Annotated in this window: 10 protein-coding genes; all 10 read right to left on the bottom strand. The window is 70.5% G+C overall.

Annotation, left to right across the window (positions count from 1 at the left end; translation table 11 throughout):
• Nucleotides 1-45: 45 nt before the first annotated feature.
• Nucleotides 46-2,943, bottom strand: a complete 2,898-nt coding sequence (locus EV192_RS40065; protein ID WP_165960876.1) for a helix-turn-helix transcriptional regulator — start codon at nt 2,941-2,943, stop codon at nt 46-48.
• Between the two features lie 41 nt (nt 2,944-2,984).
• The gene (locus EV192_RS40060; protein WP_132123894.1) at nt 2,985-4,415 is read right to left on the bottom strand and encodes a hypothetical protein; all 1,431 of its coding nucleotides are present in this window, start codon (nt 4,413-4,415) and stop codon (nt 2,985-2,987) included.
• A 20-nt stretch (nt 4,416-4,435) separates the two neighbouring features.
• Nucleotides 4,436-7,105 (bottom strand): CHAT domain-containing protein, encoded by a 2,670-nt coding sequence (locus tag EV192_RS40055; protein WP_132123893.1) that lies wholly within the window; start codon nt 7,103-7,105, stop codon nt 4,436-4,438.
• A gap of 49 nt (nt 7,106-7,154) precedes the next feature.
• Nucleotides 7,155-8,060: a hypothetical protein gene (locus EV192_RS40050; RefSeq protein WP_132123892.1), complete on the bottom strand. Its 906-nt coding sequence runs from the start codon at nt 8,058-8,060 to the stop codon at nt 7,155-7,157.
• Nucleotides 8,061-8,254: 194 nt separating this feature from the next.
• Entirely contained in the window at nt 8,255-8,908 is a 654-nt protein-coding gene (locus tag EV192_RS40045; RefSeq protein WP_132123891.1) for a 4Fe-4S single cluster domain-containing protein, read from the bottom strand.
• On the bottom strand, nt 8,905-10,059 hold the full coding sequence (locus tag EV192_RS40040) for a hypothetical protein (protein ID WP_132123890.1): 1,155 nt from the start codon (nt 10,057-10,059) through the stop codon (nt 8,905-8,907). The genes EV192_RS40045 and EV192_RS40040 overlap by 4 nt, the downstream gene beginning before the upstream one ends.
• Nucleotides 10,049-10,594: an FHA domain-containing protein gene (locus EV192_RS40035; protein ID WP_132123889.1), complete on the bottom strand. Its 546-nt coding sequence runs from the start codon at nt 10,592-10,594 to the stop codon at nt 10,049-10,051. Before EV192_RS40035 ends, EV192_RS40040 begins: the two co-directional genes overlap by 11 nt.
• Nucleotides 10,591-12,558, bottom strand: a complete 1,968-nt coding sequence (locus EV192_RS40030) for an AAA family ATPase (protein ID WP_132123888.1) — start codon at nt 12,556-12,558, stop codon at nt 10,591-10,593. Before EV192_RS40030 ends, EV192_RS40035 begins: the two co-directional genes overlap by 4 nt.
• 2 nt (nt 12,559-12,560) lie before the next feature.
• Nucleotides 12,561-13,883, bottom strand: a complete 1,323-nt coding sequence (locus tag EV192_RS40025) for a hypothetical protein (RefSeq protein WP_132123887.1) — start codon at nt 13,881-13,883, stop codon at nt 12,561-12,563.
• A 36-nt stretch (nt 13,884-13,919) separates the two neighbouring features.
• On the bottom strand, nt 13,920-16,178 hold the full coding sequence (locus tag EV192_RS40020; RefSeq protein ID WP_132123886.1) for a serine/threonine-protein kinase: 2,259 nt from the start codon (nt 16,176-16,178) through the stop codon (nt 13,920-13,922).
• Nucleotides 16,179-16,182 lie beyond the last annotated feature (4 nt).

Below are 16,182 nucleotides of genomic sequence, written 5' to 3'. Positions count from 1 at the left end.
GTCCTCCCACAGTGTGAACGCGAAACCCCAGGAAATCGTTGTGCGCTAACGGTCACCGAGCAGGCCGGCCGCGCGCGCCTTGGCCAGCGCCGCGACCTTGTTGTCGACGCCGAGCTTTCGATACACATTGGACAGATGGGTGCCGACGGTCACCTTGGCGATCGACAGCCGGGTCCCGACCTGCTGGTTGGTCAGCCCTTCGTCGGCGTGCCGCAGCACTTCCAGCTCGCGGGCGGTCAGGTCGAAGGCGAGCTTCCCGGCCGGCTCCGCCCGGCGGGTCAGGCGGTACGCCCGGACGACCGACGAGACGAGGTCGTGCAACGGCTCGGCGCCGAGTCGCTCGGCGATCGCGGCCGCCTCCGTGGCCGCGACCGACGCCGTGGCCTTGTCCCCCACCTTCGCCGCGGCCGACGCCAGCCGGGTCAACGCGTACGCCATGGGGTACGGCCGTTGCAGGACTCGCCACGCCTCCGCCACCGCGTCCCAGGCCGAGGCCGTGTCGGCCCCATGACGCCGACGGTCCTCGGCGTCGCACAACCTGGCCAACGCCGCGGACTCGACGTCATCCGTGCGCTCGGCGGCAGCCCGCGCCCGCGAAGCCATGTCGCGCGCGCGATCCCGCGGCGAGTCTGAGTCCTTTTCGGACTTGTCCGCGGCGATCCGCAGACCGGACGCGCACAGTTGGAGCACCAGCATGTGGTCCTCGGCGTCCCTGATCGCCTCGATGCCACGCCACGCCGTGTCCAGCGCGGTCTCAGGGTTTCCGCGCAGGGCAGCCAGTTCGGCAAGGCACCGGTACAACGGACTGAGGAAGCGGGGTTGGGAGTTCGGCTGGTTCCGTACGCTCTCCAGCAGCCGCTCCGCCTCGTCCACCCGGCCGGTGGCCAGGTCCATCTCCGCCTTGGTGAGCCGCTGGAAGATGGTCTCGCGCAGCGGGTAGTACCGCAGCACTTCCTTGATCAGCACCCCCGCCTCGGCCCACCGGCCCAGCAGAAACAAGGTGGCGCAGGCGTTGTTGGCCAGCAGGCCGGCCTGCCGGGACCCGAGCAGGCCCAGTTCCCTGCTCTTGTCCAGGCCCTGCTGGAACACCTCGGCGGCCTCGGCCACCTGGCCGGCGCGTTCCAGGCAGACCCCGAGGTTCCCGCACGCGCGCAGCATGTCCTCCAGGTGGTCGGCCTCGCCCGCGATCCGCAGGGCCTCGCGCAGCTCGGCGATGCCTTCGCTGTGCCTGCCGAGCAGGGTGAGGGCGAGTCCGGAGCTGTTCTTGGCCCGGCCGACCGCCGCGGCGGCCCCCGCCGCCCTGGCCTCCTCCTGGGCCAGCCGCGCCATGGCCAACGCCTCGGTGTAGCCGCCTTTCTTGGCCTCCACTGTGGCCAGCGCGGCGCACGCACGGGAGCCGGCCGCGCTGGGCGGTGCCGCGCTGAGCAGTCGCCGGGCCACCCGGTACGCCTCAACGGCCTCGTCGTCGAACCCGGCTTCCCACCAGTAGCTGCCCAGGCGTTCGTGCAGTTCACCCAGCAGGGCCGGGTCGGCGTCGGGAGCCGCGCACTGCACGGCCTCGGCCGCCCACGCCACCGCCTGCCGCAGGTGCCCGGCCCAGCGCGCCGCGTCGGCGGCCGCCTTGAGCACCCGCACCCGGGACACCCCGGCGACCGGTTCGGCGTCCGGCAGCCGCGACCACAGCTCCAGGGCCCGCTGGTACTGGGTTTCCGCCTCCTGGAACGCCCGGACGCGCACAGCGAGGTCGCCGGCGCCGATCGCGGCGCGCAGTGCCTCGGGCACCCGGTCGGCGACGGACCAGTGGTAGGCCAGTTCCGGCAGTACGTGCTGGTTCCACCCGGACTCCTCGGCCAACGCCTCGGCCAACTCGGCATGCAAGCGTTTGCGCTCGCGTGAGCGGAGGGTGTCGTACGCGGTCTCCCGCAGCAGCGCGTGCTGAAAGCTGTACGAGTCGTCCACCCGGTCCTCGACCAGGACCCGGTGGGCGAGGCACTCGGTGAGCGAGGCGTCGAGCGCGGCCTCGTCCAGACCGACGACCCGGGCGAGCAGCGTGTCGCTCACGCGCCGGCCCGCCACCGCCGCCACCCGCACGACCTTGGTCGCGTCCTCCCCCAGCCGCCCGAGGCGGGCGTGCATCAGGTCGCCGAGCGACTCCGGGACACGGGGTTCCGGACCGGCGTCGGCGTCCGCGGCGACGAGTTGCTCGGTGAAGTACGGGTTGCCCTCCGAAAGCTCGAAGTAGCGGTCCGCCCGCTCCGGGCTGACGTCGCTGTCGGTGAGCGCCGCGACGAACACCCGCAGCTGCAGGCTGGTGAACGGGAGCAGGCTGATCCGGTGGACGCGACGGGTGAACTCGGGTTCGGCGAGCCGGGTGCGCAGCGGGTGGCCGAGCCGCAACCCGGACCGGTAGCTGCAGAGCAGCATCATCCGCTGGTCGGAACTGGTGAGCGCGAGGTACGCGATCAGGTCGAGGGTCGCCGTGTCCGCCCAGTGCACGTCCTCGAAGACCAGCACCAGCGGCTGCTGGTCGCCGATGTGGTCCAGCAGCCGGGACACCGCGCCGAACACCCGGGTCTGGGCACCCAACGCAGGTGCCGTCGGCTCGCCGCCGACGGTGAAGTCCGCGATCAGGTCGGCCAACTCCGTCCACGCCGGCCCGGCCAGGCGCCGCGCCTCCGGTTCACCCACCTGACGGACCAGCATGCGCAACGCCTCGATCAACGGGCCGTACGGGATGGCGCCACCGGCCAGTTGGAGGCAGCCACCCGCGAGGACGACCGCGCCCGCGGCGCGGGCCGTCGCCGCGAACTCGTTCACCAGGCGCGTCTTGCCGACACCTGCGTCCCCGTCGAGCATGACGGCGGCCGGTTTGGCGTCGGCCACCTCCGCGAGCAGGTCCCGAAGGACCTCGATCTCGTTGTCCCGCCCGATGAAAAGGGCCACCGACCCATCATCGCCGATCGCCTCCGGGACGGTAAGGCGGTTCATCCGGCTGACCGGGCGGCGGCCTTCAACGGGTCGGGCCACGGGTAGTCCGGCTGGACGTGGTCCACCGCCCGGCCCAGCTCGCCGACCGCCCACGCGGCCCGGCAGACGCACCGCAGCGCGTGCAGGTTCGCCCGCTCACCCGGATCGGTCACCGAGTCCCCGGCCAGCACCGCGTCCAGCCGCCCGGCGAACCCGGCGGCGACCCGGTCGAGCACCCCGCCGAGCGGCGCGTCCGGATCGAGGAAGGCCCCGAGCGAACGCAGGATCACCACGGCCGCCGGATGGTCCACGGGCACCTTCCGCGCGGCGGTGAGCAACGCGTCGGCCCCGGCCTGCCGGTCCCCTGCGCTGTCCAAGCGGTCGCGCAGATGAAGCGCGACGGCAAGCAGGAACCAGTCCACCGCCTCGTCCGCCGGCTCGGCCTCCTCGTCCCCGTCAACGACCGTGCTGGCCATGGCCACCGCTTCGTCGACGACCGCCACCGCCGGCGTGTCCACTTCGGACAGTAGAAGGGCGGCCGACTCCCACACGGGTTCCGTCAGCGACAGCCGGGTGCGCAAGGAATGGCGCAGGTCGACCGGTTCGGGCGCGGCCGGCTCCAGCTTCGGGAGTTCCGGCGGTTCCTCGTCCTCCAGTTCGCCCTCGACCACCACGACCGGACGATCCATCGGGTTCAGGTCGGACAGTGAGTCCTTGAAGCTGAGGGAGAACACACTCGACAGGTTGAACGGGCCGTATCCCGGCTTGGCCTCCCTCGTGAGCCGCTCCTGCAACGCGCTCAGCGACGCCATCATCTCCGACAGCTTCTGCAGGTTGATCCCGCCCTGTCCACCGCCCAGCATCACTCGAATCCCGTCGGCGAACTCCAGCATCATCTGGGCCATCTCACAGATGTCCTCGCTGGGGGGCTTCGCGGCCAGCACCGCCCGGAAGCAGTCGGCGGCCCGGTCGGCGTCGGTGACCTGGGTCTGGTCCGTGCGCGCGGCCATCGTGCCCATCAGCGAGCTGGCGAACATCATCGGCGCCATCGCCCGGAGCAGGTAGTGGTATCCGAGCATCATCCGCGCCCCGGCCACATGCTGGACGGCCAGCTTCGCCGAGCCGAGCGCCGCGTCGAAGTGACGGATCGCGGCATCCCGGTCCTTCTCGTCGTTGCTGTGGGCGTGGCGCGCGGTCAGCGCGTACCCGAAGTAGAAGGACACAGAGCCCCGGATGGGGTCGTCCTCGCCCAGGTAGCCGAGCGCCTCCTCAAGGGCGCTGACCGCGGCGTCGACGTCGGCCGCCGCCGACGGCGCGACAGTTCCGGTCTGGGTGAGGCGGAACAGCAGTGACTGCCCAAGGCGGATGAGCGGTGCGGCCCGCGCGGTCCCGGACAGGCCGGCAAGCTCGGCGCGCAACTGGCCGATCGCATCGTCTACCGCGGACATCGGATCTCCTCTCCGGACTTTCAGTGGCCGCCGTGCACGAACCCGGCCCAGGACACGACCTGGGTGTGGTCGTGGCCGGCCGCCATCGCCACCAGGTCGGCGGGCATGCGTTCGGGTGGTTCGCTGTTCGGGTCGAGCATCCACACCTGCGCCTTGCGCAGCGCCTCCCAAGGTTCGAGGCGCTCTTCCCGCAGGTAGTGGTGGAACAGGAACATCAGCGACGGCGTCGTCTCGTCCGGGATGGCCCACTGGGTCGACAGGACCGTCCGGACGCCGGCCGCCAGGAACGCCGAGCCGAGGCTGTACGCCTCGTCGTAGCCGTGGATGGAGCGTCCGGTGTGACACGCGGCCATGACGACCAGCCCGATCCGGCGTTCCGGGACGGCCGCGAGTATCCGGATGATCTCGTCGGTGTCCAGTTCTCCCGACGCCAGCAACAAAGCCGCTTTGACCTTGTCCGCCACCAGGGTGAACAACCCGTGGCACGCCAGGTGCAACGTGGTGCCCGCGTACGGCTCGGCGTCGGCGAGCCAGTCACTGACCTGCTCGGCGGTGCCCGCACCGGACGGGCTGGGTGATCCGTCCTTCGGCACGCGGCCGACATAGCGGGCGCCCCAGTAGAATGTCTGCCAGATGGCGTACGCCTCAACGCGGGCCGCTTTCAGCGGAATGGCCGCGGTGGCCGGGTCGCCGACGATCAACCCGGTTGAGCCAGCCTTGATCGGCGGTTTCGCGGCGTTGTCGCAGAACAAGCGAGCGGAGGCGGCCTGGGAGAACGCGGCGAGCTCCACCGCGTAGGTGCCATCGGGGCGGCGGGCGGCCGCCCAGGGGATGCGGGCCAGGTCGCCCATGGGCACGAGGACGATCCGCGGCACCCTGTCGTCCTTGACGGTCCGGGAGAAGTACCGATCCAACAGAGGTCCGATGGCGGCGCGCCACGCCCAGCCGCACAGAGCGTCGACCCTGTCGGCGAAGGAGCCGTCGTCGACTGGCTCGATCTCACGGGACCTGTTCACCAGCGCGGTCAGGTAGCGATCGACTTCCTCCTCCTTGACCTCCAGGTGCGACAGCACCATGTACGCGGGCTTGCCCTCGCGCGGCGCGATGACCACGAGACCCGGGAGCGAGGCTTCCGCGGGCACGAGGTAGACCAACGCGTCCGCCTTGGCGACGCGGAGGGCCGCCCGGATCTGCCCGAGGCTGGGCGGGTCCAGCAGGCTGCCCGCGGACTCCGCGTGGGCCAGCAGCGTGGTCATGACCTCCCGGCGCAGGCCCTCGGAGTCCCGGCCCTCCTTGACCCACCGCTCGGCGAGATCGGTCCGGCCCGCCGCCTTCAGCCGATTGGGCACGTTGCGCAGTTCGACCTCGGCGTAGAGCATCAGGCCGCGGCCGGTGTCCAGGGCACGCACGGCGTCCGCCACGTTGTTGGCACCCAGGCAGACGCGCGCCAGTTCGATCGCGTTGCGGACGGCGTGCCGGATGGCGGCGCGGCCGCCGGCCGCGTCGGACTCCAACAGGGCCCGCCAGACGTAGCTGCGCTGGGCCGCCAGGCCGAACCGGCCCGAGGCCGCCAGGTCTCCGGTGCGGTGCCCGATTCCCGCGAGCATCTCGTTGGCCAACGCCCACTCCGGGTGCTGCGGACCGCCGCACACGTCGAGAGCCCGCACGAGCAGAGCCTCCGCCTCGTCCAGTCCCGCCGTCGACCCCGCCAGTTCGGAGCGCAGGAGCAACCCCAAGGCCAGCGTCGTCAGGGCGTGCGGATACTGCGTGTGGTCCTCGCCCAGAGCCACTGCTTCGCGGCACTGCTCGATGGCCACATCGATTCGCTCCGGGTCGGTCTCCTCGCCGCCACGGAACAGCGCGCCCGCCGCGATGAGACGGGCCCGCACTTGATCTGTGACCTGAGAGTCGGGACCTGCCAACGACTTCGTTATCTCCTCGGCGACCGTGCGGGGATCGCCCGGCACAGGCTTGCTCCGCGCGGAGTCGACAAGGATCTCCATTCCCGGCAGAGCCTTACGGAAGGCGTCCCGCATGCCGGTCCAGTCGGGCAGTTCCGCGACCTTCTCGTCGAGCTCACGGAACCGCCGGACGGCCTCGTCCATGTCGTCGGCCCGGTAGGCGGTCATGACCTGCTCCATGTGCTCGACGACCGAACGCATGGTCCGCGCGACTGGGTGGTCGCCGAGCTGGTCGAGCTGTGGGGCGAGGCTCTGGAAGGACTTGAACATGGCGCTCTCGTCGCCTGCCTGGGCGGCGAGGCGCGCCCGTACCGTGCGCAGGGCACCCTCGACGGCGAACTTGACCGCGGGCACGTCCCAAACGGTCTCGGCGAGTTCAGCGAGTTCCTTTTCGGCGGCGTGCAGGTCTACCGGCAGGTCCTCGGCCGCGGCGTACGCCAGGAACTGCGCACGGGCGGAGGTACGCACCTGTGGCCAGATGGCCAGGGTCGACGGGACGTGCTCCACCAACCGCAGCAGGCCGTCAAGGTGGCCCATCAACGCGATCGGGACGGAACCGCCGCCTTTGGTCAGCGCGATCACCATGGTGGCCGCGAGCCTGCTCCGCTCGGGGTGGCCGGCCGGCAGTCGCGCCAGGTCGGTGATGAACGCCGCCACCTCGGCACTCTCAACATCGCCCGTGGCGGCCCGGTCCACGGTGGCCTGACACCGCGCGATCTCGTCGCCCATCAGCATCCCTTCGCGATCACTTCTGACCTTCTCTGACGGACGGGAGCGGTCAGTTGAGTACGGTCGCCGCGATCCGCTCGACCGCGGCCCGGTCGGCCAGGCGGACCGCCACCAGCTCGTCGACTCCCGGTGCCACCTCGTCGCTGAGACAGAACACCGTGGGCACCACGTCGACCACCACGCTCACCGGGTTCTCACCGCGCGCGACCCGGGTCCGGATCGCCGTCACGGCGAGACTCGCCAGTTCGACCAGCGGGCCGTCGGTGTCCACCCGAATGTCCTCGGCGGACAATGGAACGACAGCCGGCGGCTTCCGGCCGAGCGGGCGCTCCACATAGGACTCATACCACGCCGGCTTGGTCCGCATCGCGGCGAGAACCGTCTCCACGTCACAGACAACGGCACGGTGCGCAGCTTCATAGTCGCCGTCGGCGACCGAGCGCCGCTCCGCCCAGCGCTCGGTGGGCCACACCCTGGCCCCGGCGCAGATGTCGTTGCCGACGAACTCCAGGATGTCGAGGGCGAGGTCGGTGAGCCGGGGGCAGCCGCCGAGCCGGCTGGCGAGCCAACGGGGCACCCTGGGTCGTTGCAGCGCGCCGCGCGCGCCGCGCCTGCGCCGGTAGCCGTTGACGGTCGCGGCCGTCAGGCGTCGCTGGACCCAGCCCTCCAGGTTGTGGATCGGCATGCGGGCGTACTGGAAGACGTCCTCGATCACCGCGTCCATGTCGTCGTGGAACCGGTCCAGGCACGAGTCCTCCAGTCGGGACACCGACACCGCGCACCTCGGGTGGCCACGCTTGAGCTCCAGCTTGCGGGTGAGCTGCTGGAACACCACCGGCTGGACGATCTCGTGGACCGCCGCCCGCAGCCGCCTGCGCTCCGCGCATTCGACCACGGTCACGTATCCGGCCAGTCGACCTTCGCGGGCAAGATTCCGCACGATTTCCTCGGTCATGGCGCCAAGTTAGGAACGACAGAGACCCCGAAACTATCGACCAGTACACAAATACAGCGAAGTAATGAGACAAGTGGCCCGATTGAGGCCGCGTACCGCACGCCTCAACCGCCTTCGCCGATGATCTCAACCGCTCGGCACGCACGGTTCGCCGTATTTTGTCCAGAAGGCCAGAGAATTGGACAAATGGCCAATCACCGGCGCCAGCTCACGTCCTCGATGTCGAGTCCACGGCCGCGCAGGCCGCGTTCGAGGCCGGTCAGCCCGCCACGGCGGGGGACGCCGATGAGCCAGATCCCGCCGGCGTCGGACCGCACCTGGATCGGGGGCCGTTCCGGGGCGTGGTCGACGTAGTCGGCGTAACGTCGTTCGCCCAGGTCCGTCCGCAGGACCATGCGCTGGTTGGCCGAGCCGCGCCAGATCAGGGACGTGGGCCTGGCGATGTCGAACCGGCCGGTCACCACCACGTCGGCGGGCGCCACCACCCGCCACCGCAGATCGTCCATTTCGGACTGCTCGTACCCGGTGTACACGAGAATGTCGATCTCCCGGCCGGCGGTGGAGCGGACATCGTCCGCGGCGACCAGGAACTCCCGCAGGGCGGCGGGCTGCTGGAGGGGTTCACCGCCGCTCACTGTCAGCCCGTCCGCGCCCGCGTCGACCGCCTCCCGCCAGAGCCGGACCAGGTCGTCGACGGCGACCTTCGTGCCGTCCATCGGGTTCCACGTGTCCTGGGACATGCATCCCTTGCAGGCCAGGGAACACCCCTGCACCCACACGCCCAGTCGGTTACCCGGGCCCAGTGCCGTGACCGGGTAGTGCGTCCGACTGACGGTCAGCGTGGTCACGACGGGACCACCTGACGCAGGCCACGGCGATGCTGAACCGCCTCGGTGAAGCTCGGATGGCCCACGGCGTGCGTCAACGCCGCGAAATACGCCTGCTCCGCGGCCGCGTACGCGGCCGCGATCGCCTGGACGAGCGCTTCCGGCCCGGCCTCGGTGTACTCGGGGTTGATCTGCTCGATCATCATCCGCCGCATCGCCTCCAGTTGGTCACGCATGCGGCGATGCGTGGCGTACGCCTCCTGAAAGGGGTGCCGCCGGGACAGCCCGAGCATGAACGCCATGGTGCCGGCGACGATCAGGCCACCGACGAACATGAGCACGACCGTCGTCGGCGTCAGGTTGAGCGGGCCAAGTTTGTCCTGGTCGAGATCGAGGACGGCGCCGCACATCAGCCCCAGCACGACGACCACCGCCGTCCAGAACACCGCCATCACCACCACGACGAGGGTGAGCCGTCGTTCGGTGCCGGTCGCTTGCCGCGCCCGCACCAGCAGCGCGGCGACGTACGGTCCGGTCACCAGGAAGACCGCCACGGACACGCACAAGGCCCAGATCGCCGCGACGCCCACCCGGCCAGCCAGGAAGTACTGGAACACGAGGTGGTGAACCGGGGTTTCGGCGAGGACAATCCCGAACAGGATGAGCAGGCGCCACCGCAGGCCGAGGGCGACAGTCTCGCCTTCCCACACCGGGTCGTCGTCGGCGACGGTCTCGTTCGCGGCGCCGTCCGGGCCGTGGTCCGCCGGCTCCTGAAGCCGGGCGGTACGCCGAGCCAGTCTGTCCATCATGGACCGCGCGGTGGCCATGTCCTGGCCGGCCACCTCGCTGCGCCGACGGAGCTCGGCCGCCCGGCTCTCGGTGATCCCGTGCCGCTCCCGTGCCGACTCGACGGCCACGTCGCGCTGGCGGCGCAGGCAGATCACGTAGGGAGGGTCGAAGTCCTCGGACGGCTCGGCGGCCGGGTCACCGAAGGACCAGCTGTCCAGCACGTGCCCCCGCGCGTCCGCAGCGCCGCGAGCCTCGGCCTGGGCGATGAGGACGGCCACCGGGACACGCGGATCGAGCAACGGTTGGGGCAGTTCGACCGGAACATCAACCGCTGCACGCCGGGCGGCGGGGACGCGCGCGTCTGGAACACCGCTAGCGGTCATAGAGCGTGACCGTTCCCTCGGCGTCCCGCGCGAGCCGGACGGTGTCCCCGGAGACCAGGGTTTTGTCGTCTGGCACGAAGACCTCGATCTTGTTGACGAACGTGCCGTTGGTGACATCGGGCAGCGGTTTGACCCAGGCCCGTCGGTCGTCGTCCACGCCGACCACGGCATGCCGGCGGGAGACGTTGGGGAACCCACGGAACACCCGTCCGTGCACACCGTGCCTGCCCAACTCGACGCTTTCGCCCGGCTCCACGTCCACTTCCCCGTCCTGGAACCGGATGTGCAGCGCGGGCGGGGTCAGGGAGCGGCCACAGTCGGGCGCCAGGCAGGTGCGGTTGTCCCGGTGTGGCGAAAATGTGCCACACCGCCAGCAGACCTCGGTGGACCACTGTTCCCGGCGGGGTACTTTGTCCCCATCGCGTCCTGAAGGCTCATCGTCCACTACGGACACGAGTTCGCGGACGTGCTCCATGCACATTGTCTCGTGGTCCTCGAAGACCTCGCTGTCGTCGCTGGGGCACCTCTTGGTCACGCGGCACCGCCTCGGACAACCTGGGCGTCCAGCACCGGGCCGTGGTCCCCGGTTCGCAGTCCGGTGACCGTGACGCGGTCTCCCGGCTGGGCGTCCTTGTCGAACAACACCCTGGACAGCGTGTTGACCAGGTTGGCCTCCAACATGTTGCCGATGCCCCGGCCGCCGTTGTCCAGCTCGGCGGTGCACGCGGCGCACAGCTGGCCGGCGGCCTCGGCGGTGATCTCCAGCCGGACCCCGAGCTCGGAGTACGTCCGGGCGACGATGTTGTCGAGCTGGGTGCTGAAGATCCTGGTCGCGGTGACCTCGCTGATGAAGTCGAACACGACGATGTTGTCGCCGAACCGGTTGAGCAGCTCCGGGCGGCCGAGCACGTTGGTGAAGTGGTCGCGGATCGCGCCTTTGACCTTCTTCTCCAGGTCCTTGTAGTCGATGGGCGGTCGCACGATCTGTGTGCGGATCTTGGTTTGCGGGTCGGTGACGATGATGCCGAGGTTGGACGTGAAGATCAGCACGCACTCGGAGAAGTACGTGGTCTCGCCCTGCCCGTCGGTGAGCCTGCCGTCCTCCAGGATCTGCAGGAACTTGTCCAGCACCAGCGGGGCGGCCTTCTCGATCTCGTCGAACAGCACGACCTGGAACGGCTTGCGGCGGATCGCCCCGGTCAGTTCGCCGCCCGCCTCGAATCCGACATAGCCGGGCGGGGCGCCGATCAGGCGGTCGGCGGCATGCTCGGCGGAGAACTCGCTCATGTCGAACCGCAGGTACGCGTGCGGGTCGCCGAACAGGATCTTGGCGACCTGCTTGGCCAGCTCGGTCTTGCCCACGCCGGTCGGCCCGGCGAAGAACAGCACGCCACGCGGCCGGGATCCCGGTGTGCTCGCCTGCGCGCCGGACATACCCAACGCCGCCCGCTTGAGGATGTCCAGGGTTTTGGCGACCGCCCGGTCCTGCCCCATGACCTGCCCCGAGATCTCCTGCTGCCCCTTGATGATCTGCGTCCGGACGCTGGTCCTGCGCCACGGGTTGTCGTCGACGCCGAGCTTGTAGACCCGGGTGGCGTCGGCGATCCGGTCGACACCGTAGCCGCGGTCGCGGGCCAGGCGTGCGATCCGCATCATCGACTCAAGGGACAGGCCGTCGGTCCGGTTGGCGAACTCCATGGCCGGGTCGACCCGGCCATGTGTGTCCTCAGTGGACGCAGGCGGGAACGCGGGGACCAGCAGCCTGGCCATGCGCAGGCGGTCGTCCAGCGTGGGTACGCCGACGGCGACGGTACGGATCGGCTCCACGCCCGCGGTGAACCAGGCGGGCAAGTCGCGCTCGCCCTCCACCAGCCAGATGACCGGGTTGTGCAGTTCGGACCGCCGAGGGCCGGGGACCGAGAAGGACTGGGCGGAGTAGGCCAGCTTCTGGCAGAACAGGAAGAAGTCCCGCTCGCCTTGGTCGAGCTGGCCGGGAACCCGGGTGAGCCGGGCGGCGTAGTCGATCACGAAAGCCACCCGGTTGGCCGGCCGGGCGAACCCGCTGGGGGCGGCCGGCGAGGCGGACTGCTCGGACCGCGCCGCCTCGGAGTCCTCGGGGGGCTGTTCGGGCACCCCGACCGCCTTCGCCAGGTGGGCCAGCAACCGCTTCTGGCCCGGCCGGCGGCCGACCGCCCGGGGGCCCAGAACACATTCGACGGCCTTCAGCGCGGCCGGGTCCTTCGGCGGGTGGACGCCGATGCCGTCAACCGCGTCGTAGGTGATGAACGCCTCGAAACCACAGGGGTGTAAGGCCTTCCACAGCAGCGGAAGCAGGGGAGGGATCTCCGGACTGGCACCCTCCGGACTGACCAGGAAGTGGTCGCGGATGTTGCCGTGCAACACGTACTGCGAGTGGACGGCGAGCGTCCCCGCCACTTCGACGGCGAACGCCGGGAAGCCCGGCAGGAAGGGCCCGTTGCGGGCGGTGTCGTCGGCCATTGTCACTTGTCCTTGTACCGTACGATCGGGCGTACATGTGGGGTCGTGTCGACGGTCTGCTCCGTGCGGTGTTCGAGCAGGTGATCACGATCCACGACGACGGACGCCCTCGCGTCCTGGGCGGCGATCTGCCTGGCCATCTCCTCGATGTTGTCGGCGAAGACGCCGCAGTGGGCCCGGTTGCGCTCGCTCGCGTCCTCGACGACCTGGAACTCCCGGACGAGCTTGCCGCTGATGACGGCGTCCCGGTCGACCGACACGTCGGCCGTGTACTCCCCTTTCCAGTCCGAGTGGCCGAGCCGCAGGCCGACACAGTCGCGCGCGTCGAACGTCTCCTCGACCTGGTAGCCGTTGTCGGTGAACCACTTGCGCGCCAGTTCGAGCACGAAGACCTGGTCGGCCGTCTCCTGGGCCCACCGCATCAGCCGAGTGCTCTCGGCCCGCAGATCGTCGGTCAGGTCACGGTTTCCGGCCACCACCGCCTGCAACTGCTCGACCGTGCCCGCGAACCGCGCGGGCCTCTCGACACCCGCCAGCGCGTCGTTCAGCGGTCCGTCCTCAAGCACCTGCACCCAGCCGGCGGCGAGGCGGCGGCGCTCCACCTTGGGGTTGATCTCGGCGACGATCCGTTGCCGCAGCGTGGTGAGGTAGAGACCTTGGTGCCCTTGGGTCGCCAAGTTGGCTGCGGTGGACCGGACTTCGGCGCACTCGTCGGTGGTCGCGTCCGGGTCGAGCAGCGCGAGGACCTCCTCGACGGCGCCGGCCGGAACGCTGACGGGTCGCCCGGCGATCGCCTCCGTGTAGCGCGACCGGAGCGTCTCCTGGTGGCTCGCGAGCGCGGCGGCCATCTCTTTCTCCGCTTTGGGTGACTGGGCGACCACGGTCAGCCGAGGCAGGGGAACGAGGGCGTCCAAAGCCTCCTGTGCGGTGGCGATCCCGGCCTGCGCCGCGGCGACGAGCCGGCTGAGTTCGACCGGGTTGCGGCTGGCCGTCAACGGGAGCGGCGGCGGGACGTCCACCGGGGAACCCGCGACCTTGGCCTGTTCTCGCAGCAGGCGAATGCGGGCATTCACGGCGACGACGTCGGCCGCCGCCATCTGCCAGCGCAGCACCTCGACTTCGGCGGCCTCGATCTCAGCGACCCGGCCTTCGACCTTCTCGCCGTAGTCGCCGACGGCTCGCACGGCTCCTTCAATGGCGGCGTTGGCCGCTCTGGCCACCAACACAGCGGCCGCCGCCACGGCGACGGCGCCCACGAGCACCACCGCGCCTGCCGCGATGGCCGGTGTGGCGACAGGAGCCACAACGATCACAGCTGAGCTCATCGCTACCTCCTTGCCGGATAACTGACGGACGGATCTTCAAGCCGCTCGGACGATCGCGCGTTCCCGCCGGTCCTGCTCGCGCCACGCCAAATGGCGCCGCACCGCCCACACCACGGTCCCGGCCGCCAGCACGAACGGCGGGACCACTGGCCGGTAGACGGTCAACGTTCCCAGCACGGCGAGGATCACCAGGACGACCGGCACCGCGATCCGCCGGGCGATCAGGTTCCTGGACGCCCGGCCGAGGGCGATCGACCCCGCGCCGAGAAACGAGTACGCGGGGTGGAACCGGCCCCCGGTGTCCCAGGCGAGCAGGGACTCCGTCACGGTGGTCACCGTGAGCGCGATCACGGCGGCCAGCCACCCGTCGTCGATCTGGGAGCGTGTCGCCACCCCCATCGCGTTGCTGAACCCGATCAGCGCGAAGAGGAACACCGCGACCGCGGCAACCCCGGTGACCGCGTAGCCGAGTGCCTGTGGCCTGTTCTGCCTGCGTGACCACTCTCGTTGCCGTTCGGTACGGCGCAGCCACGCTTCACGGGCCTGACGCGCTCGTTCCTCCAGGTCCCGCCGGTTCGCCTGCCTCGTGGCGTAGGGGACGAGCGCATAGGCGATCCACTCGAACTCCCTACGGTCGACCAGGTCCGAGAACCACGGCAGGTTCAGCGCCTGCCTCCGGTCGTCGAGGACTCTGCGGACCTCCAGGCGATGCGCCGGGGTCGCGGTGGCGGCCAGCAACGACAGGGACAACGCGTAGGGCTGTTCGTCGCGCAGGACGCGGGACATCTCGGTCCGCGCCCCGGCGTCCGGTAGCGAGCGGGCCAGCAGGCGTAGGTTGTCCACCTCGCCGCGCCAGCGGTACAAGGCCTCGGGCAGGCCGTCACCGCCGCCCAGGTTCTGGCTGGCGGAGCCGGTGGCCAGCAAGGGAAGCAGATCCGCCCGCCACAGCTCGGCGACGATGTCCGCGGCGCCGCCGGTCCCCTGGACCCCTTCGCTGGCGAGTTCGGGCAGATGCGACCGGGTGATGTTCCATCCCCGGTAACACGGCGGGTAGGTCGGGTCGACGGCGCGCAACTGGTACAGCAGCCTGACGTCGTCGGATGCCCGCCGGTCCGGCCGCCCGACCGGCACCCCTGGTTCGGGGAACTGCGTCAGCCATTCGGCCAACTGCCGCCTAGGCCCGCGGTCGCCGTCGAACAGCAGTGTCCGCGAGAAGTTCCAGTTCGTGGTCATCGCGGCGGCGAGCATGTCCCGTTCCCGGTACTCCTGGCCGAGGTACACGTACGGCTCGTCCGCGGACGTGGTTGTCCGCTGCGGCAACGGATCCGCAGCCACCGGCGGTGATCCGCCCTGCAACCAGAGGTCGACCTGGCCGGCGCCCCACCTGTTCTCGGGGGCCATCGCGAGCAGGCCGCGGCACAGCAGCCGGATCCGGTCGTCGGTGACGGCGTCGAGTTCGACCGGACGGGTGGCGATCCACGACCGCACGGCCCGCTCGTGGTCGACCCCGGCGAAGAGCCCCCGGCCGGTCGCCAGTTCGTACACGGTCACACCCAGCGACCACCAGTCGAAGGCGGGCACGATCTGGCCGCCGCTGACGAACTCCGGCGGCATGTACGGCACGGTGCCCACCGTGTTGGACCAGGTGAACGCCTCGCCGCCGGTCACGTGGGTGCTGATGCCGAGGTCGGCGATCACCACCTCCAGGGGCTCCAGGGTGCGGATGAGCACGTTGCCCGGCTTGATGTCGCGGTGGACCACCCCGGCGCTGTGCAGGCCGGCCAGTCCGTCGGCCAACTGGCGCACCAGGCCGGCGACCACCGCTCTGTCCACACCAGACGGTTGGCGGCGGCGCCACTCGAACAGGTTGCCGCCGGCGAGGTACTCCATCACCTCGTACTGCCTGCCCTCCTCCGCGCCGGTCTCGTACACCGTGACGACGCACCGGTTCGGCTGCCGCGCGAGGAAGTCCAGCACCCGCTGGTCCGGCCGCGAACCTGGCCGGTGGACCTTGAGCACCCGCTGCTCCCCGCTGTCGCGCACGAGCACCAGGTAGACGTCACCCTGCTGGCCGGAGCCGGTGAGGTCACGCACGATCTGGAACCGCTCGTCCAACCGGGCCGGCAGGATCCGCGACCAGCCGGACACGGGCGGGGTCCGGTCGGGGTCCAGGGTCGTGACAGGTTCGTCGTCGGGCCGGGACCGGCCGGGATCCGGGGCGGTCAGCGCGTCCGCGGCCAGTTCGTCCCGGCCAGGGTCGGTGCGTGTCGGTGGCTCGTCGTCCGGTGCCGTCATCGTG

Source organism: Actinocrispum wychmicini (assembly GCF_004345645.1).
Classification (GTDB): domain Bacteria; phylum Actinomycetota; class Actinomycetes; order Mycobacteriales; family Pseudonocardiaceae; genus Kibdelosporangium; species Kibdelosporangium wychmicini.
Note: the sequence above shows the minus strand (reverse complement) of the source record. Positions and strands in the feature narration are given on the sequence as shown.